Consider the following 20,241-nt stretch of genomic DNA (forward strand, 5'->3'; position numbering starts at 1 on the left):
AACGATTCAGCCCGGCAGGTCGGCGGGCTGATCGAAGTCTTCTTCAGGCTCGTGCGCGAGGCTCAGTGCTTCTTTCAGGCGCGCTCGGTCGCACGCGCGCTCCCACATCGATACGAAGATCACCGCGCACGCGTTGCTGATCACGCTCGTCAGGGCGCGCGACTCGGACATGAACCGATCGATGCCCACGAGCAGCGCGACGCCCGCCAGCGGCAGGTCCGGAATGACGGCGAGCGTCGCGACGAGCGCAACGAGTCCGCTGCCCGATACGCCTGCCGCGCCCTTCGACGTGAGCAGCATGACCGCGAGCATCGTCGCGATTTGTCCGCCGGAGAGGTGGACGTCGCATGCTTGAGCGATGAACATCGAAGCGAGCGTCAGGTAGATTGCCGTTCCGTCGAGGTTGAAGGAATAGCCGGCGGGCAGCACGAGCCCGACGATCCCCTTGTCGCAGCCAAGCGCTTCCAGCTTGACGATGAGGCGCGGCAACACGGGTTCTGTCGACGACGTCGCGAGCACGATGATGAGTTCCTCGCGAATGTAGCGCAGCAGCCGCCAGAGCGAGAAGCCGTGCAGGCGCGCGAGCGGGCCGAGCACGCAGACGACGAACAGCAGGCACGCCGCATAGAACGACACCATCAGCATGCCGAGCGAGCCGATCGAGCGGATGCCGAACCGGCCTACCGTGAAAGCCATCGCGCCGAATGCGCCGGCCGGCGCGAGCCGCATGATCAGCGCGAGAATGCCGAACAGCACGTGCGCGATTCCATCGATGAATTCCTGTACCCGCCGCCCCGTGCCTCGACTGGCGTTCAATGCGAAGCCGAACAGAAGGGCGAGCAGCAGGACCGGCAGCACTTCGCCTTTCTCGAACGCGCCGACGAGCGTCTCCGGAATCACGTGCAGCGCGAATTCCACGAGTCCGTGCGGCTGTGCGCGCGTCGAATACTGGGCGAGGACGGCCGTGTCGAGATGGTGCGGGTCGATGTGCAGTCCTGCGCCGGGATGCAGCGCGAAGGCGGTTGCGAGCCCCAGGACGAGCGCGACGATCGTGAGAAAGTAAAACAGCGCCAGCGCTTTCAAAATGGCGCGGCCGATCTTCGAGCCGCTCGACAGCGACGTGATGCCGGTCACGATCGTGCAGAAGACGATGGGCGCGATCATCATGCGCACCAGCGCGACGAATGCATCGCTGAGCGGCTTGAGCGACGCACCGGCCTGCGGCCAGAAGTGCCCGACGATCACGCCGAGCCCCATGCAGAGCAGGACCTGGACGTAGAGCAGATTGAAAGGCCTCGGCAGGGTCATTTCGCGGTCTTCTTTGCTGCAGCGGCCATGCCGCTGCGCTTGGTGTCGAGGATGGTTTGATAGAACTGCTGCGCGGCCGGCGCGAGCGGACGCCCCCTGCGCCGCACGATGCCGACTCGCCTCGTTACGACCGGATCGACGAGCGGCACGCTGGTCAGGATCGGATGGTCGCGCATGGGCATTGCCATCGAAGGCACGGCGGCCACGCCGAGGCCCGCTTCGATCAGGCCGAGCATCGTGGTGACATGGCGTGTCTCGCAGATGCTCGGCACAGCCGGCGCCACGGTGGTCAATGCCTGATCGAGCAGCAGGCGGTTGCCGGAAGTCTTGTCGACGGATACGTATTCGTGTTCGTACAGCTCGCTCCAGGACACACGGGTCTTTCGGGCAAGCGGATGATCGCGGCGGCACGCGGCCACGAACTTTTCCTGCAGCAGGACCTTGAACTCGACCTCGGTCTCCTGGCTGCCCATGAAGCTGACGCCGAAATCGGCTTCGCCGCTGATGACCGAGCCGAGGACTTCGTTCGCGCTCGTGTCGAGCAGCTTGACCCGGATGCGCGGATAGCGGGCGTGGTAGGCAGCAACGACGCTCGGCAGGAAGTAGTAGGCTACCGACGGCACGCACGCGATGGTCACATGGCCCAGGCGGCTGGTGGACACGTCGCGGATGCCGAGCAACGCGACATCGAGATCGTCGAGAAGCTGTTCCGCACTTGGGGCGAACACGCGGCCTACGGTCGTGAGTGTCACACTACGGGTGGTGCGCTCGAAAAGTCGCACGCCGAGCGCCGCTTCCAACTTCTCGATGCGCCGGCTCAGTGCCGGCTGCGAGATGTTGACTGAGTCCGCAGCCTTGCGAAAGCTGCCCAACTCCACGACGGCTCGAAACGCCTGCAAATCGTTCAGATCGAAGTTGACGCCCACAAGCTGTCTCCGCATATCAGAAGCGGGTATTTTGCATGACGTGGAGCCAGGCGCCCATCGAGGAGAGTACTCGTTGCTCGTGAAGATACATCAGAGTGATTGCCGCGAGTAGGCGCAAAGTCGCCTGAGACATTCGGGCGGATTGAAGCGCTGCTCGGGATAGCGAATGCCGCGCCGGACACGAGCAGCATGTTCCCTGCAATGGAAGCGCTGCGTGCAAGGCGACGAAAGCGATAATCAACTCCGCCGCGTTGCCGAACGTCGCATCAAGAACTCGGCCGTTCGTGGAGCATCAGAAGCGGTGCCTCAGGCCGACGGTCGCTTCAACCTGAGTACTCGTGGAAGACGGCGCGGCGACGCCGTTGATCCATGCCACGCCCAATGGCGAAGTGCCGCTTGGACTCGACCGTTGCCACGCGCTTTGAATGTAGATATCGGTGCGCCGCGAGAAGCGATAGTCGGCCATCGCGCTTAGCTGGTTCCAATGGGGAATGCCGCCTCCGCCGTTTCCGCCGGCGCGCGAATAGGTGTACGCGCCCGATAGTTCGACCGCCGGTGTCAGCGCATAACGAAAGTTTCCTTCGAAGTTCTGGAAAGTGCCGCTCAGCCCGGACTGAAAGAATTGGGTGAGCTTGGTGTGCGAGTAGACGAAACCCGCCACAGCCGGACCGAAGGTGTAGTTCACGCCGGCGCCGAAGGTCTTCTGATTGCTCGCCAGCACGCCTAGAGGCACACCCGTCGGCGCGAGCGCGCCCTGCAGGGACGCGCCGGTCGTATCGGTGACTGCGCCGCCCGTATTCAACTGTGCCGGCGTGCGCGCGGAACTGCTGAGCCCGAGGTAACCAGCACCAAAATTCAGCGCTCCCCAGGCATAGGACATACCAAAGCTATATGCGCGATTATTCGTGAATCCGCCAGCCTGATTGGAAAAGCCGTACAGCGCACCGATCCTGAGGCCGCCGAAATTCGGACTCAGATACTTGACCGAGTTATTGATCTGAAACGAATCGTTCAGGTTGTCATTGTCCAGCGGATGCGCGAAGTGCGTGCCGCCGAATTCCGTACCCGTCAATGAAAGCGGCGCGACGAAATCGACCATGCTGTCGGTTTGGCGGCCCAGCGTGAGCGCACCGTAATCGCGGCTCGACAAGCCGATATACGCTTGGCGATTGAAGATGCGGTTGCTCGACGAGAACTGCCCGTTGTTCAGATTGAAGCCGCTCTCCAGGGTGAAGATGGCCTTCACTCCCGCACCGAGGTCTTCAACTCCGCGCAAACCCCAGCGACCGTACTGGACCGCGCCGCTCGTCATCTCCCAGTTGCTGTGGCCGCCGCCCGTTCCGCTGATCTGGTTGTTGGTGTAGGTGAGGCCTGCGTCGATCAGGCCATAAAGCGTGATACTGCTTTGCGCATGCGCTACTCCGGCAACTGTGACAATCGCCGTCGCGCCGATTCCAAGCATCTTGTTCATTTGCCTGCTCCAGCCAAGACCGAGAGATTCAATTCTCCCGGAACGCTTTCTACACAGACCTCGATGTCTTTCAGGCGCGCAGCCGTGCGAATCATCGACACGAAAAGGCGCGATGTGTTCCTCTCACTTTATGCGACCGCAGTCGAACCCGCCAACTTCAAATGGGCATTGCGAACATCGGGGTGAGGCAAAGCCTGACGAGCCTCCTCGAGGTGAAGGAACAACGCAGCGGTTCAAGGCGCCTCCTTTTCCCACCCCGCTCCGGGATCGAATGACTTCATCGCTGCGACCTTTTTGTCACCGTCCGGGCCAAGATCGCGCTCATAGACCTGTCCGTCGTGACTGACCATAAAGCTCTTGATGCCCGTTTCGCCATACTGGGCGGGCCATGCGACCACGGCAAAGCCGCCCAACAGACGGCCGTTGACCATGTAGTCGTATGCGCCACCCGGTGCATGAGGCCCTTGGGCGCGTAGCAGCTTGTAGTGGTAACCGTAGTAGCCGGCCTCCGATCTGGCGCGAGCGCCAGCCGTCATGAAGGCGGGACCGAGCGGGCTCGGTTCTTCATCCGCGCCGGTCGGCCAATACAGCCCGTCATGTTTGCCGTCGCTGCTGACGAACTTGTCTGCATAGACGTAAACCTTGTTGCCGTCGTGATACTTCGATGCGTACTCGCGTTGTGCATCGTAGATTGCGAGCATCGTCTGAATCACGGCGAGCTCGTTGCGCCCGATCTGCCGAAGGCGCATTTCGTCGGCGCCTGCGCGCATGTCGAATTCCCAGCCTTGCTGCCTTTTCACGAGCGGGATGGGCAGCGTCCAGCCGTCGTTGCCGACGACGATTCGGGCGTGCTCGCTGTCGGTCGTCTGAATCGCGTGGGAAGCCTTCCAGGCGGTCAGGAACTTGTTCCGGAGCTCGGCGCCGACCGAAGGAATCACGTTGCGGAAATCGGCGCCCAGCAAAGCCTTGAGTTCGCCTTCGTCGTTGTCGGCGACGGCGGTCCCGAAGGCGTTCATCGCCGCTTCAGGTGTCTGGAAGAACTTCTGTGCGCTCAACGCCGGAACCGGAATGACGGCGAGCGCGAGCGCGACGGTCATCGTGCTTCCGGCCACGGCGAGGAGCGCGACAATCTCCGATAGTCTCTTCATGGTCGCTCTCCTCAACGCCGTCCGCCGCCGCGTCCACCGCCACCACCACCGCCACGCGCGCCGCCACCGCCGCCACGGTTGAAGTTCGACGACTGAAAGCTCGACTGGCCACGGTTGAAATCGCGTTGCGCCGCGCCACCGCCGCCGACGCCCTGGAATGCGGTATCGCGCGCGCCGCCGGCGTACGCCCCCCGATTGCCCGCCTGCGTGCTCCCTGCGTTGCCGCGGGCCGGTGACTGAGCGCGGTCTGGCATTTGAGCCGTCCGATTGGCGGTCTGAGGACGATTGCCCGCGACCGCATTGCGGTTCGCCGTCTGCGCTCGATCGCCTGCTGCCGCCTGACGATTGGGCGCATTCGCGCGATTGCCGGCGCCGGTGGCATTCGCGCCTGCGCGGTTGGCGACCGATGCGTTGTTTGCGCGACCCTGCCGGCTGGCCGTTCCCTGGTTGCGTGCCGCCGTCCGATCGGCCGTGCTCACGCGCTCGGGCGTGGCGCCGTTGCGTCCGCGATAGTCGCGCCGGGAATCTGCGCCTTGCACGCCGCGTGAGTACTTGTCGCGCGTCGCGTTGTCGCGATAGGCAACTCCCTGGCGGTGCCGCGCGTCATGCTGCCACTTGCCGCTCTCGACCTTGGTGCGGTCGAAGTTGCGATCGATGTTCGTGGCCTTGTTGATGTTGACGTTGACGTCGTTGCTGTTCCAGTTGCAATCGCTAAAAATCGCGCCCGCCGCGGCGATGCCGAGGCCCCATGCAAATCCGCTCGCAAGGGCGGCTCCGGGGTAATAGGCCGGTGGCGGCGGCCAGTACGTCGGCGGGTAGGCCGGCGCGGGCCAGCCCCCATAGACGACGGTCGGATTGTAGGAGGGCACGTAGATGACCTGCGGGTCGGCCGGTTCGATGCGCACGATGCTCTGCGTGGGAGGCGCTTGGCCCGGCTGGCCGGTCTGGCTCGTGGCGGAACGTGCTTCGACGCTCACTTTCTGCTGCGGAGTCGACTTCAGATGTCCGGTATCCTGCGCGCGAATCCTCAGACGCTGCACGGCGGCCAGCACGTCATTCGGCTGAGCGAGAAACGCATCCCCGAGTCGTTGGGTCGAGTCGAGCTTGTCGTTCATGGGTACGAGCACTTGGGGAAACGCCACCAGGGATTTGACGCTGACGTCCCATGACTGATCCTGGACAGCTATCACCGCGGCGTCGCCCTTCACATTCGGATGCGACTTGACCCACCGGGCGGCGTGCACGATCTCCAGCGGATACGTCGACGCCATCAGCACCTGCGACAACAACGAATCAGGATAAAGCGCGACCGGCGCGACCAGCGCCTCCAGTTCTTCGGGCGGATATTGCTGGGCCGCAGGCTGCGTCGCAGATGCGGGCAAGGGAGGCAAGGCCGCAACGGACGCGGGGGCCGCTGCAGAGGCAAGAGCCGCGATGGAGGCGGGAGCTGCTGCTGAAGCATTAGCGGGCGCCGACGCGGCCGCGGGCGGGTTCTGAGCCGGCTGATCCTGTTGTTTCGAGGGGCAGCCTGCCAGCAAGACGAGGAGGCTCGCGCTAAGGAGCCGTCCACTCCGTGTCGTCATGACCGCCCCCGTTCGTTACGCCCTTCGAATCCAGCGCCGATGTTGCTGCAATTGACGCGAACTTCATCGGCGCTCCGCGATTAAAACGGCCACACCCATTCCGCGATTTCCGGCTTATCGGTGCCGTGCGTGTGCGCGTAATCCAGATGAGAGATGACCGCGTTCTTCATGTCCTCTCTCAGGTGCGCGGTTCTTCCGCGCAGGCGAGGCACGCGATCGAGCACATCGATCACGAGATTGAAACGATCGACCTGATTGAGTATTGCCAGTTCGAGCGGCGTGTTGATGTTGCCCTTCTCCTTGTAACCGCGCACGTGCAGGTTTTCATGATTTCGGAACCGGTAGGCGAGCCTGTGGATCAGCCATGGATAGCCGTGGAAATTGAAGATCACGGGCTTGTCGATGGTGAACAGGCTTTCGAAATTGCGCACGCTCGATCCATGCGGATGCTCCGTGTTCGGCTGCATCTTGAAGAGATCGACGACGTTCACGAAGCGCACCTTCAGCTCTGGCAAACGCTCACGGAGAATAGCGGTCGCGGCGAGCGCTTCCTGCGTCGCAACATCGCCGCAGGAAGCCATGACGACGTCGGGTTCTTCGTGTTCGTCGTTGCTCGCGCGCCGCCACACGCCGATGCCCTTCGCGCAGTGGACGATCGCTTCGTCGATGGTCATGAACTGCAAATGCTTCTGCTTGTCCGCGACGATCACATTGATGCAATCGCTCGAGCGCAGGCATTGATCGGCCACGACGAGCAGCGTGTTGGCATCGGGCGGGAGATACACGCGCGTCACCGACGGGCTCTTGTTGGTGACGAGATCGATGAAGCCGGGGTCCTGATGCGAGAAGCCATTGTGATCCTGCCGCCATACGGTCGACGAGAGCAGGATGGTTTCCGACGAAACCGACGCGCGCCACGGCACATGGTTCTTGCAGATGTCGAGCCATTTCGCATGCTGATTGAACATCGAATCGATGACATGCGCGAATGCTTCGTACGTATGGAAGAAGCCATGTCGCCCCGACAGCAGATAGCCTTCGAGCCAGCCGAGAAGCGTGTGCTCGGAGAGCATTTCCATCACGCGGCCGTCGCGCGACAACTCGCCGCCGTCCTCGTCTTCCGGAAGGAGATCGGCCATCCAGACTTTCTTGCTGACTTCATAGATGGCCTGTAGGCGATTCGATGCCGTCTCGTCGGGGCCGAACACGCGAAACCTGTCCATATTGCAACGCATCACGTCGCGCAGGAAGGCGCCCAGCGGACGCGTGTTCTCATGCTGGATCTTGCCTGCCTGACCGACATCGACGGCGTAGTCGCGAAAATCCGGCAGCTTCAGTTCCTTGCGCAGCACGCCGCCGTTAGTGTGGGGATTCGCGCTCATGCGGCGCGTACCGGTGGGCGCGATCGCCCGAATCTCCGCGCGCAGCCGGCCGTCGGCGTCGAAAAGTTCTTCGGGCTGGTAGCTCTGCATCCAGCGTTCGAGCACCGCGAGATTCGCGGGATTGCCGTGCACATCGGAGAATGGGACCTGATGCGCGCGCCACGAGCCTTCGACCTTGTGACCGTTGATTTCCTTCGGGCCGGTCCAGCCTTTCGGCGTGCGCAGGACGATCATCGGCCAGCGCGGCCGCTCGACGTCCTTATTGCTGCGCGCCTCGTCCCAGATCGCGCGGATCTCGGCGGTGGCGGCATCGAGTGTTTCCGCCATCTTTTGATGCATCTCGACGGGATCCGATCCTTCGACGAAATACGGTCGATAGCCATAGCCGACGAACAACGCCTCGAGTTCGTCATGGCTGATGCGCGCGAGGATCGTCGGATTGGCGATCTTGTAGCCGTTCAGATTCAGGATCGGCAGCACGGCGCCGTCGCGCGCGGGATTGATGAACTTGTTCGAGTGCCAGGCCGTCGCGAGCGGGCCGGTCTCAGCTTCGCCGTCGCCGACGACGCAGGCGACGATCAAGCGCGGATTGTCCAGTGCCGCCCCATACGCGTGAGAAAGGCTATACCCAAGCTCCCCGCCTTCATGAATGGAGCCCGGGGTTTCCGGCGTCACGTGCGAGCCGATATGCCCGGGAAAAGAGAACTGCTTGAAGAACTTCTGCATGCCTTCTTCATCTTCGCTCTTGTCCGGATACACCTCCGAATAGGTGCCTTCGAGGTACGCCGGACCGAGCACGCCGGGCGCGCCATGACCGGGCCCGGCCATGAAGATCACGTCGAGATCGTCACGCTTGATCACGCGGTTCAGATGCGCCCACACGAACGAGAGAGCGGGGCTCGCGCCCCAGTGACCGAGCAGGCGCTGCTTGACGTGCTCGGGTTTGAGCGGCTCGCGCAGGAGCGGATTGTCAATGAGAAAGATCATGCCCGCGGAAAGGTAGTTGCACGCGCGCCACCACGCATCGACGAGTCGAAGTTCGTCGCTCTCGAGGACAGGCTCTTGCGATGTATCGCCTCTGGAGTGCTTGCTCATTACGACGTCTCCATTCAATGAACGTGCATCGGAACATAGGTGGCATGTATCCGCGCGGCGTTGCGCCGCGCACGGGTCGTCCCTTCGCCGCGAGGACGCTGAGCGTTGCCGGTGTCATGTACAGCTTTAACTGACCCTTCGTTATAGAGTCGATATCACGCACGCGCACCAAATTCAAGTAGCACGAGGCCTTGCTTAAGTCAGTACTTAAAGTTTCCTTCAGGACGACGCTCTTGCTGCCACCACGGTGTCATGTCTGTTGCGTTGCGGTCGTCGCGTGTGGCCAGGCGCTAAGGAATACTGCCGCGGATAGTGCAATGAGGAGGCGAATCGTTTTCGAAAAGCTGGAATGCTTTGGACGGTCGCGTATCGAGTTTTTAATCGATTGCGCTCATCGCTCTGGCTGAACTATCTTGAAAGCGAAGCCCTCGCGACCGGATCGAACGCGAAGGGCGTTCATCGGGCGCGGAGGGGGACATGAATGCCTTGTTCGGTAGCCTGATCGCCTGTCTGGTTGTGGCAATGTACGCGTCTCAAGTCCATGCTGCGTTCAGATATGATGAGCTTTGGCTCGGCACTTCGACCGTGCTCGATCACTCGCCAGCGCTTTCCGCAGCAAACCGTCGACCCGTCTACGACGAGATGCTGGTTGCAAACGGCGTCGATCCCGCTTCCGATAAAGGGAAACTCATCCTCGCCTGGGTCTCGCGCATCAATGCCGATTCCATGGTCGCCGGAAACGCCCGTCGTTCGAGCAAAATCTATTTGAATCCACGCGCCCGTGCCGAACTGATGTCGGACGGCCTCGAACGACTGTCGCCGGCGCTACGGCTGCAATATGTCTCGCTCATATCGAAGTTCCTCGACACGCTGGTTCCATCCGATTGCTTCGGTTTGAACGAAATGAGCGAAGTCGTCGATCGAATCTCGCTGAGTGCGATATCTGAAGCCGATATCGACGCGTATTTTCATGTGTTGTCGGCCGCCCTTCGAGCAGCCGGGTCTGAAACACGGCCGGATGTGCCCACCGCCCAGCAATACGCGCATGCCGACGAGAGCCTGAAGCGGTCTTTGCTGAATGAGCTTGGTTATATTCCAGCGAACATCGCGCGTTACCTGGCTTATTCCCGAGACCCGAGAGCCGCGGCACCCGTCGAAGCATGCTGGGCGATGCGAGTGACAATGCACGCGATCCTTGCGCTGCCCGATCCCGAACGCGACATCGTATTGCGGAGAACGGTCCGGTCGGAGGGCGTATCGCATTGAGCAATCCAGTCAGTCGCCGATTTCTTTAATTGCTGACTACGGCGACAGGCTCGCCGAGGATTTTTTCCTCACATTCGAAACGAGCGATCGATTCGAGCTTCAAAGCGTCCGGATCCAACGAGACACGCACGCGTCCGGTTCCTTGAATTCACTTTGGAGTTCGCATACTGTGACCACAGCGGCATTCTGCTTTTTGTCTTGGGATTGCCTCGCTCCAGTTGAATTGTGACTGGGCGGGCCCCGCGGTGTAGAACTCGCCGGTAATGCGGATTCGGTTGTGTACCTCATGAAGTTGCCCTGATTCCGAAGTCAGGCGCACGGCCCACAAACGGCACACCAACCGTCGTGGCACACCGCGATGACTTCCCCGAAGGAGATGAACGTGCGAGCTTCCGACATCATGACAACCCGGATCATTACGGCCAGTCCGGACATGTCCATACGGCACGCCGCGGGGATGATGGTGTTCGCTGGCATCAGCGGGATGCCTGTGGTCGACGAGTCCGGCAGGCTACTTGGTATGGTCACGGAGGGCGATCTGATGCGGCGCGCGGAGATCGGGACCGGCGTCAAACAGCGCTCGTGGTGGCTGGAGCTTGCTGCGTCCACGACTGAACTCGCAAACCAGTATGTGAAGGAACACGCGAGGAAGGTCGAAGATGTGATGACGACCGACGTCTCGACGGTGACTGAAACATGTCCCGTCGCCGATATCGCCGAGCTGCTCGATCGTCGCCGTATCAAACGTGTGCCGGTCATGCGCGACGGAAAAGTTGTCGGCGTGGTGAGCCGGGCCAACCTGATTCGCGCGCTCGTGACCATGGCGCCCGACGTGTCCACTGCGGCGGAGAGCGGCGATAACGCGATCCGCGAAGACGTGCTCGCGGCCATGAAAGATCATCCTTGGGCGCTCGCGCGGGAAAACGTCACCGTTGAGAACGGAACCGTTCATCTCTGGGGGCCCGTGATTCCTTCGGAAGAAGGCAACGCGATCCGCGTTGCGGCCGAGAACGTCCCGGGCGTGAGAGACGTCAAAACGCACTTCGGGCTTCCGCCGTCCGTTTCGTCGTCGCGCTAGCAACAACGAACGGTTCTCGCAGCGTGCAGTGCACGGAACTGTGCAGGACAGGCGCATGAGTGCCAATGGCCTCGGACGGAGGCACGCCGCGTCTGCTGTACACGCCGGGAGAATGAGTCATGGAACCAATCAAGGATGCGCCGCCGCAACCCCGCGGCTCTCAGCATATCGTTCTCTGCCTGGATTCTTTGGAAGTGTCTCGATGCGCCGCCGGGTTCGCGCGGCGACTTGCAACCCCCGACACCAAACTGACGATTCTCTCCCTGGCGCTCGATCCGCACGAGTACGCATCGAACACGGCTCGCTCGGAGCCGGATCGCGGCATGGAGCACAGGGAACTGATGGAACGAGCGGAACGCGCGATCACCGAGGCGAGCACTGTGCTTGCAAAGTCGGTTGCTGCAGTGCGAAGTCGCGTAATCGATCTCGCGAAGGAAGGTGATAGCGTCGTACATGAACTTGCCGCAGAGGCGGGCGAGGATCGCGCGGGCCTGCTGATTCTTGGTATCCGCCAGCATCACGGATTGGTAAGGTGGTTCGACCCAGCGGTGATGGACAGGCTCAGCCGGTTCGCGACATGCGCATTGATCGTCGTGCCGGCCGTATACGAAAGTACATACGACGCCGGCGTGCAGCGCGTCCTCTTCGCGGTCGATGGCAGCGTAACGTCGCTTGTGGCAGTGGGCGTCGGAGCGAGGTTCGCAGCCGCCGACACGCAGATACGCGTGGTCTATGTCGTGGACCGCGCGATATGTCCCGGCGGATTGATGCCGGCGACCCCGCTCGAGCTGGCTTTGGTCAAGGAGGGAACCTTGGCGATCGCGGCCGCGGCCAAGGAGCTTGAATGCCTGCACAACGTAACGCCTTCACTGGTCTCGACCGCTCTGATCAGCACAGAGACCGGCACCGACGACATAGCGAGCGCCACATTGCGTGAAGCACAACGCTGCGATGCGGATCTCATCGTGATGGGAACGCACGGCAGGCGCGGCGGCGCGCGAGCCTATCTTGGCAGCGTTCCCAATCGGGTAGCCAGTCTCGTCGAGATCCCGCTGATGCTGGTTAGGGAGCGACACAACGTGTAAGCCCCCCACAAAAAACTAATGACAAACAATGCACAATCGACTATCTGAGAGATTGAGATAGTTGAACTGGTCCGGTGTTGCCTCGCGCGGCGCGCAGCACACTTCGTGATACGCAGGCAAGACAATTGGGCGCATCGAGGGCACGGCGCGCAAAGCCCGCCCGTCGCCGTCGCGACCGATATCAAGTTCATTCGGATTGTCGGTTGCGGGCGCATCATCACGGCGACCACCGGGAGCAGGCTTTTCGTTTCACTGAAGAATGTCGACGATGCCAGAGGCCCCGGCATGCGATGCTCATCGTCCGGTCCCGCAGAATAAGACGAGATCGGTCGCGCTCCAATAGGGCACGCCGCCTACGTCTCGCGCGTTCGGTGCTCCGGTGCCATCCGTTGAGCCGGTTCGGGTGCCCCATGCGCGTTCATCGCGTGCCGGTTCGGGAGGTCGACGCATGACGAAGCTGCTGATCGACGTGGTCATCTTTCTTGCGTCGGCGCTGATCACCGTGCCGCTGGCTGTTCGCTTCGGCTTTGGCGCGGTGCTCGGCTACCTGCTGGCAGGCATCATGATCGGCCCCTGGGTACTGAAGCTCGTGACCGACGTCGACGCCATCCTCCACTTTTCCGAGTTGGGCATCGTGTTGATGATGTTCGTGATCGGCCTCGAAATGAAGGTCGACGCGCTGTGGGCGATGCGCCGCACCATCTTTGGCTACGGCACGATGCAGATGACCGTCTGTGCCGCTGCTTTGCTGGGGATTTTCATGATGCTGGGACTGCCCTGGCGAGTCGCACTGACTGGCGGCCTCGCGCTGTCGCTGTCATCGACCGCAATGGTCATGTCCGAGCTTCAGGCGCGCAAGCTCATGGACATGCCGACGGGCCGCGCCGGATTCGGCATTCTGCTGTTCCAGGACATGGCCGCCATCCCGCTGATCGCGCTGCTGCCATTGCTCGGTACGACGGTGCCCGTACCCGCGGCGGAATCGGGCTGGCTCGTCGCCCTGAAGGCACTTGCCATGCTGGGCGCGATAGCGCTCGTCGGCCGCTATCTGCTGAACGTCGTGCTGCGGCTGATCACCAGCACCGGCGTCGCCGAGATCTTCACTGCGTTCGCACTGCTCTGGATCATCGGCATTGCACTGCTCATGCAAAGCGTGCATCTGTCGATGTCCCTGGGCGCCTTCGTCGCGGGCGTACTGCTCGCCGATTCCGATTACCGCCATGAAGTCGAAGTCGACATGGCGCCATTCAAGGGCTTGCTGCTCGGCCTGTTTTTCATTGCGGTGGGTATGTCGATGGATTTCAGCGTGCTGATGCGTGAGCCGGTGCGCGTTGCGGTGCTCGTCGTGGCGGTGGTCAGCGTGAAGGCGGCCGCGCAGTGGTTTCTTGCGAGCCGCTTTGAAGTGCCGGATTCGCAGCGCGGCTACTTCGCCATTTTGCTGTCACAGGGCGGCGAGTTCGCGTTCGTCGTTATGGCCGCGTCACTGGCCGCCGGTGTCATCGATCAACGCCAGGCATCGCTCGTCACGCTGGTCGTCGCGCTGTCGATGGTCTCGACGCCTCTTTTGCTGCTCGTTCACCGGCGGCTCTTCGAGGCGACTGCGCAGGCTCGAACAGAGTAGACGTCATTTCGCGATTACGGTGCCCATATGGTGATCGCGGGCACCATGCACCGATTCGTTTGTGAAGTCGTGCTGCCCGTCCTAGACTTGGACGGGTGAGCGCATTCTCGGGAGCGCATATCTTCTGGCATGCAGTCTTTGCGTGCGTATTCATCGGCACGTCCTGAACGTGAGCGGCACGACTCAGTGAGTGGCGATGCCGCCGCGCGAGCGATTGAGAAGTTGCGTCCGGTTACCAAGTTGATCCCTGGCAAGCATGGTTTGCCCACGGAAATGCTCGCGGCAAACTGCGAGGAGGCACGAGATGCTATCGCCGATTCCCGAGCGCACGCTCTCCAGAGAGCTGCTCGACGTCCTGATTCGCGCCGGACTCGTTGCCGTTCTGGCCGTCTTCTGTTTCCGGGTTTTCGTCCCGTTCCTCGACCTGATGGTCTGGGCGCTGATCCTTGCGGTCACGCTCTATCCGCTTCAGCTCAGACTCCGCAACGTACTTTCAGGCAAGGATGGCCTCACCGCCTCGCTGATCGTCCTCGTCGCCTTCGTCGTCATCCTCGTGCCGACGTATTTGCTGGGCGTGGCGGTGGCCAATTCGATCGAGCGTGCGATGGCCGTCATCAGGAGCGGTAACTTCCAGATTCCGCCTCCTGCAGAATCGGTGGCCGCGTGGCCTCTGGTGGGGCAGCGAATATACGGCTTCTGGGCGCAGGCATCCACGGATATCTCAGGTCTCGCGCAGAAGTTCGCGCCCCAGCTCAAGGAGGCCGGTCTTGCCATGCTCGGCACAATCACCGGTCTGGGAGCCGGGCTGCTCGTCTTTTTCCTTGCCCTGATCGTCGCGGGTATTTTCATGGCTCACGGCGAGAAGGGCTATCGTAGCGCCGTGCAGATCGCTTCGCGCATCTCCGGGCCCGAAAACGGCCAGCAGATCGCCGATCTGTGCACGGCTACCATCCGGGCCGTGGCGCAGGGTGTGGTCGGGATCGCGTTCATCCAGATGCTGTTGATCGGCATCGGTTTCATCGTCATGGGCATTCCTGGCGCGGGCCTGCTTGCCCTCGCCGTGCTACTGATCGGCATCATGCAGTTGCCCGCCACATTGATCACCGTTCCGGTCATCATCTTCGTGATTGTCACCGAGGGAGTGAGCACGGCGACGATCATCTTCTCGGTCTATATTTTCGTCGCGGGACTGGCCGATAACGTGCTCAAGCCGCTCTTGCTGGGGCGAGGCGTCGCCGTACCGATGCCCGTCGTGTTGATCGGCGCGCTCGGCGGGATGGTGACGGGCGGGGTGATCGGCCTCTTCATCGGTCCCGTGATGCTCGCAGTCGCCTACAAGTTGTTCTGGCGGTGGGTGAGAGACCAGCCGGCCCCCGAAACCGCGCAACAACGGGAGCCTCAGTGAAGGGCGCCGCGGAGACGGCGCCATGTCCCCATCAATGCACGCGAGCGGGATGAGACGGCTGCGGCGGGCCGCCCGCGTCAGCGTGAGCCTCGCGTGGTTCCTGAGCGGCTGCATGCGCGTGGGGCCGGACTTTCATCCGCAGCACGAGAGGTGGAGCGAGCACTGGAGCAGCGCGTCGCTCGAGCAGGTCACGCAGCAGGCGCCGCAGCCCGACGTTCGGCAGTGGTGGGCGGTTTTCAGCGATGAGAACCTCGAACGCTTGATGGCACAAGCCGATGCGGGAAATGGTGATCTGCAGATCGCCGGTTTGCGCGTGATCGAGGCTCGCGCGCAACTCGGCATCGCGCTCGCGGGGCGCTACCCGCAGGTGCAACAGGCCAGCGGCGAGGTGCTCGTGTCGGCACGCAAGCGCTCGGACGGATTCGAGCCCCGCTCGGGCGTCTATCTGCAATATGGCGCGGGCTTCGTCGTCGGATGGGAACTCGACTTCTGGGGGCGTTTCGCGCGCGCGATCGAGTCGGCGGACGCCGGGTTCTTCGCCGCGCAGGCGAACCGCGATGCCGCGCTGGTCCTGTTGCACGCGCAGGTGGCCGACACTTATTTCACGCTGCGCACTGCCGAGGCGCGCCTGCGCATCGCCCGCGAGAACGCCCGGTTGCAGAAGCGCAGCTACGACATCGCGCAAAAGCTCTTCAAGGCCGGCGAGACGGACGAACTCGATCTCCAGCAGGCGAGGACTCAGTACCTGGGCACGCTGAGCAGCATTCCGGATCTGGAGAGCCAGATCGTGCTCGCCAGGCACGCGCTGTCCCTGCTGATGGGGCGACCGCCCGGCCCGTTGCCGGAACTCGATGTGTCGTCCGGCAAGGAAGGCGTGATTCCGCTCGTGGACCATGCCGTCCTTCAGGACGTGCCCGCCGATCTGCTGCTGCGCCGCCCCGACGTGCGCGCCGCCGAATATCAGATGGCCGCGCAGTCGGCACTCATCGGCGTGGCTGAGGCGGACTTTTATCCGTCGGTGTCCCTGCTCGGCACGCTCGGCTTCAGCGCGAGCTCGCTCGCCGGCTCACCGAGCACGCTTGCCGTGGCGACCGGCCCGAGCGTCGTCTGGAACGTCTTCGATCACGGCAGGATCACGAACAACGTGCGTGTTCAGGACGCGCGGCTGCAGCAGTTGACCGTCGCCTACCAGAACACCGTGCGCGAGGCGGCGCGCGAGGCGGATGATGCCGCCACGGCCATGAACGCCGCGTTGCGGCGCGACGCCATCCTGAACGAGGCACAGTTGGCTGCGCGGCGCTCGCTGACGCTCGCGAGCACGATTTATCGGGAAGGATATTCGGACTTCCAGCGGGTACTCGATGCACAGCGCGCGCTGTTCGCCCAGCAGGACGCGTATGTCGTCAACCGGCGCAATGCGGTCGGCAGTCTGATCGCGCTCTACAAGGCGCTGGGCGGTGGCTGGACCACGCGCCAGCCGCTCATCGACCCCGCGACACGCCAGCAAATGCAGCAACGCACAAACTGGGGCGACCTGCTAAACGAGGTGAGCGTGCCCCCGGCGGCGAACGCGCCGTCCGAAGGAGCGTTCCGATGAGCGAGAAGTCCGAGCCGTCCGATACCGCATCGGCGCGGACGCCGTCGGCGCCACCGTCACCCGCTCCGCCGCCGCCACCGGCCGACGATCCGTCGGGCAGGACGGTGAAGTGGGTCGTCGCTTTGATCGTCGTGAGCCTGATCTGGTATCTGCTTGCCGACCGCATCACGCCCTATACGCAGCAGGCGCGCGTGCAGGCCTATGTGGTGCCCGTGGCCGCGGAAGTATCGGGTCGGGTGACGCGCGTGCTGGTGCGTGACAATCAAGAGGTCAACGCGGGCGACGTGCTCTTCGAGATCGAAGGCGAGCAATATCGCATCGCCGCCGACCGTGCGCGGGCCGATCTCGAAACCATGCGCCGCCAGATCGGCGCGAGCACGGCTGCCATCGATTCGGCGCGTGCGTCATTGCGTGCGGCCATCGCAAACGAGGTCAAGGCGCGGCAGGACAGCGAGCGGCTCGAAAGGCTGTATCGCGAGGACGAGGGCACGATCTCGCTGCGGCGTCTCGAAGTGGCGCGAGCGACGTACGAGCAAGCGCAAAGTCAGGTTGTCGCGGCGCGTGCGGAAGTCGAGCGTGCGCGCGAACAGCAGGGCGGAATCGAGGCGGAGAACGCGCAGTTGCGCAGCGCCGCCGCAGCGCTCGAGAGGGCCGAACTCGATCTCGCCAACACGCGCATCAGGGCGCGCACCGGCGGCGTCATTACCGATCTCGGCACCGAAGTCGGCCAGTTCGCCTCGGCAGGCAAGGCGGTGATGACGCTCATTGCAATCCGCGACGTGTGGATCAGCGCGGACATGACCGAAAACAATCTCGGCCGCCTCAGGCCCGGCACACCGGTGTCTATCGTGCTGGATGCGCTCCCGGGCAAAGTTTTCAAAGGGCGGATTCGCAGCATCGGGTTCGGTGTGAGCGTGGGGCAGAGCACGCCACCCGGCAGTCTGCCTAGTGTGCAGACAAGCCGCGATTGGCTGCGACCGGCTCAGCGCTTCCCCGTGATCGTCGAGTTCGATAAGGACGAGCGCGCGCGCCTGAGCAACATGCGTGTGGGCGGGCAGGCCGAGGTGATGGCGTTTCCGAGCGAAGGCAATCCGCTCAATCCGCTCGGTCGCATTTTCCTGCGTGCGATGAGCTGGCTGGCCTACGTCTATTGATGACGCCATGGAAAACAGGCTCCCGCTTCGAGATGGTCGTACGCTGCGCATGGCGACGGGGACGGCGTTGTGCCTCGCGATCAGTTTCGCGCTGGATTTCCCGGTTCCCGTGATCGCGCCGTTGTTCGCGGTCTTTCTGCTCGCGACACAGAACCGGCCGCTTTCGTTCAAGGCAGCCGCGATGTTGGCGCTGATCGTGATGCTGACCACCGGCAGCGGCCTGCTGCTCGTTCCGCTGCTTCGACATTACGCGCTTGCCGGCGTGATGCTCGTCGGCCTGTTGCTATTCCTTGCGTTCCTCTACGGGGTACGTGGGGGCAACAATCTGGTCGCGACCTTTCTGGTGGCGGGGCTCACGATGATCTCCGCGGCCGGCACGGCCGACTTCCAGGTGGGCGTAACGGTGGTCGGCGCGCTGGTGAAGGGGTTGCTGCTCGCCTTGCTGGTGTCCGCGCTCATGCACGGCCTGTTTCCCGAGCCAGCGAGCGCGCAGCCACCGCCTGCGGCGAGGGCCGTGTCCTCCGGTCAGGCGAGACGCATTGCGCTGCGCGCCGCGCTCGTGGTCATGCCAGCGTACCTTCTCGCATTGACCGATCCGACAAGCTATATGCCGATCATCATGAAGTCAGTCAGCCTCGGCAGACAGAGCTGCACGACGACCGCGCGTGGGGCGGCGCGCGATCTCATCGGCTCGACACTGCTCGGTGGACTGCTCGCGATCATATTTTGGTTCGCGCTGAAACTCTCCGTGCACCTTTGGATGTTCTTCCTATGGATGCTGCTGTTCGGTTTGATGGTCGGGCGCAGGCTCTATGGCATAAGGATGACGCGCTACTCGCCGGGCGTCTGGGTGAACGGCCTCGTCACGATGATCATCCTGCTCGGCCAGTCAGTGCAGGACAGCATCGCGGGCAAAGACGTCTATGCCGCGTTCGCGGTGCGCATGGGGCTTTTTCTCGCGGTTTCCTTTTATGCGTGCTTGATGCTGCTGGTTTTCGATCGGCCGCGCAGCCTTCGTTGGCAATCCGACGCAAACTAGCGCTTCCGATGCGGGCCCACGCAAAGAGAATGCTCGCATCGGCCCCATGGACGCATGCCCGGACGTCAGCGGCTTGCGCATGAGCGGCTTGTCGACGGGAAAAGTCATGCCCGCTGAGAAATGGTTGCACGCGTGCCGCCATGCACGAGCGCATCATCGCTCAGGCAGCATGTTTCGGACGGCGTTGCGCCGCGCGTGAAATGCAGGCCAGTTGTCGTCAGTGGGCGCGTCTCGCGTAGTCAGTATTTGATGTCTCTTGCAGCTTGACGCCCGTGCTGCTTTGTCTGCCGCTTGTCGTGTCGGCAATGCGCGTTTGCTTGCTGATTGGCGGCGCGGCAGTCCTGCTTGGTGTGCCGGGCGTTCTGGCGCGTATCCTGACGGACGTCGCGGCCGGCGCGACGTTGTTGCGCCTGCTCCGTTGCAAAAGACACGTCCGGCCAGGAGCAGACGAGCATGCCAGTGAGCAACGCGATCAGCCTGAGTTTGCGAGCGAGCATGATGTGAGTTCCGGACGACGAGTCGAGACATCTTGGATGTGGTGTGTGCATCAAGATAGCGGCATCCTCGACCGTTGTGAATCGACTTTTGCAACGACGACGCTTGGCGATCGGTGGCACGACAATTCGATCGGTTAAAAAAAAATCGAAATGCCGCCGGGCAGGCGGGGTTATCGCGCAATATAACTTCGGAAGCCGGACCGGATTCCAGTGGGGAGCGGCTTTCGCGCTTTGTCCAGGACGAAGGAAGGTCGACGACCCGGTCGTGTCGCAAGTTCACGACGTCTCCACCACGCTGGAAGGCAACGGTACGTCGGCTACGAGTACAGTCACGTCGGCGACGTGCCCTCTACACGGTGCGTGCACCTCTGTGAATACGAGCGCATGGTTTAATGCGCGACATTTTCCTTCTTGTTGTTTCGGGCACGCGCGACGGCTTTCTTGAATTCACGAACGCGTTCGCATACTGTGAGCAGAGCAGAGTGCGGTTTTTATCGCGTTGTCGTTCCTGGAAATGTTTGCGCGGAGAGGAACGGCCGGCACACCTCGGATCTCCGTGAAGAAGTTGGTGGCAGTCAACGAGAGG

15 protein-coding genes are annotated in these 20,241 nt (G+C 62.6%); 8 read left to right on the top strand and 7 right to left on the bottom strand.

Going from position 1 to position 20,241, the window contains the following annotated elements; all coding sequences use genetic code 11:
- Positions 1–6: 6 nt before the first annotated feature.
- From dctA to NCT32_RS26320, 6 genes are all read right to left on the bottom strand, one after another.
- The gene (gene dctA / locus NCT32_RS26295; RefSeq protein WP_061116426.1) at positions 7–1,308 is read right to left on the bottom strand and encodes a C4-dicarboxylate transporter DctA; all 1,302 of its coding nucleotides are present in this window, start codon (positions 1,306–1,308) and stop codon (positions 7–9) included.
- Complete coding sequence (locus NCT32_RS26300; protein WP_061116543.1) at positions 1,305–2,234, bottom strand: LysR family transcriptional regulator; 930 nt, start codon at positions 2,232–2,234, stop codon at positions 1,305–1,307. Before NCT32_RS26300 ends, dctA begins: the two co-directional genes overlap by 4 nt.
- A 292-nt stretch (positions 2,235–2,526) precedes the next feature.
- Positions 2,527–3,705 carry a porin gene (locus NCT32_RS26305; protein ID WP_061116427.1) on the bottom strand — a complete coding sequence of 393 codons (1,179 nt, stop codon included), beginning with the start codon at positions 3,703–3,705 and terminating at the stop codon, positions 2,527–2,529.
- Positions 3,706–3,938: 233 nt separating this feature from the next.
- On the bottom strand, positions 3,939–4,853 hold the full coding sequence (locus NCT32_RS26310) for a DUF2950 domain-containing protein (protein ID WP_061116428.1): 915 nt from the start codon (positions 4,851–4,853) through the stop codon (positions 3,939–3,941).
- Positions 4,854–4,864: 11 nt separating this feature from the next.
- On the bottom strand, positions 4,865–6,436 hold the full coding sequence (locus NCT32_RS26315; protein ID WP_086960722.1) for a DUF3300 domain-containing protein: 1,572 nt from the start codon (positions 6,434–6,436) through the stop codon (positions 4,865–4,867).
- 80 nt (positions 6,437–6,516) lie between these two features.
- Positions 6,517–8,913, bottom strand: a complete 2,397-nt coding sequence (locus NCT32_RS26320) for a phosphoketolase (RefSeq protein ID WP_250477840.1) — start codon at positions 8,911–8,913, stop codon at positions 6,517–6,519.
- A gap of 477 nt (positions 8,914–9,390) precedes the next feature.
- Here NCT32_RS26320 and NCT32_RS26325 point away from each other — a divergent pair, with 477 nt between their 5' ends.
- The 8 genes from NCT32_RS26325 to NCT32_RS26360 all read left to right on the top strand — a co-directional run bounded on the left by NCT32_RS26325 (position 9,391) and on the right by NCT32_RS26360 (position 19,158).
- Positions 9,391–10,179 (top strand): hypothetical protein, encoded by a 789-nt coding sequence (locus NCT32_RS26325; RefSeq protein WP_143756276.1) that lies wholly within the window; start codon positions 9,391–9,393, stop codon positions 10,177–10,179.
- A gap of 376 nt (positions 10,180–10,555) precedes the next feature.
- The gene (locus NCT32_RS26330) at positions 10,556–11,257 is read left to right on the top strand and encodes a CBS domain-containing protein (RefSeq protein WP_086960724.1); all 702 of its coding nucleotides are present in this window, start codon (positions 10,556–10,558) and stop codon (positions 11,255–11,257) included.
- 119 nt (positions 11,258–11,376) lie between these two features.
- On the top strand, positions 11,377–12,342 hold the full coding sequence (locus NCT32_RS26335) for a universal stress protein (protein WP_086960726.1): 966 nt from the start codon (positions 11,377–11,379) through the stop codon (positions 12,340–12,342).
- Between the two features lie 448 nt (positions 12,343–12,790).
- On the top strand, positions 12,791–13,963 hold the full coding sequence (locus NCT32_RS26340) for a monovalent cation:proton antiporter-2 (CPA2) family protein (protein ID WP_061116432.1): 1,173 nt from the start codon (positions 12,791–12,793) through the stop codon (positions 13,961–13,963).
- Positions 13,964–14,267: 304 nt separating this feature from the next.
- Entirely contained in the window at positions 14,268–15,368 is a 1,101-nt protein-coding gene (locus NCT32_RS26345; RefSeq protein ID WP_061116433.1) for an AI-2E family transporter, read from the top strand.
- Positions 15,369–15,417: 49 nt separating this feature from the next.
- On the top strand, positions 15,418–16,965 hold the full coding sequence (locus NCT32_RS26350; protein ID WP_061116434.1) for a TolC family protein: 1,548 nt from the start codon (positions 15,418–15,420) through the stop codon (positions 16,963–16,965).
- On the top strand, positions 16,962–18,119 hold the full coding sequence (locus tag NCT32_RS26355) for an HlyD family secretion protein (RefSeq protein ID WP_061116435.1): 1,158 nt from the start codon (positions 16,962–16,964) through the stop codon (positions 18,117–18,119). Before NCT32_RS26350 ends, NCT32_RS26355 begins: the two co-directional genes overlap by 4 nt.
- 7 nt (positions 18,120–18,126) lie before the next feature.
- Positions 18,127–19,158: a DUF2955 domain-containing protein gene (locus tag NCT32_RS26360; protein ID WP_250490630.1), complete on the top strand. Its 1,032-nt coding sequence runs from the start codon at positions 18,127–18,129 to the stop codon at positions 19,156–19,158.
- A 239-nt stretch (positions 19,159–19,397) separates the two neighbouring features.
- Here the strand turns inward: NCT32_RS26360 and NCT32_RS37655 are convergent, their stop codons facing one another.
- The gene (locus NCT32_RS37655) at positions 19,398–19,775 is read right to left on the bottom strand and encodes a hypothetical protein (RefSeq protein ID WP_409241542.1); all 378 of its coding nucleotides are present in this window, start codon (positions 19,773–19,775) and stop codon (positions 19,398–19,400) included.
- Positions 19,776–20,241: the final 466 nt, after the last annotated feature.

It is taken from the genome of Caballeronia sp. INML2 (genome assembly GCF_023631365.1).
GTDB lineage: Bacteria > Pseudomonadota > Gammaproteobacteria > Burkholderiales > Burkholderiaceae > Caballeronia > Caballeronia turbans.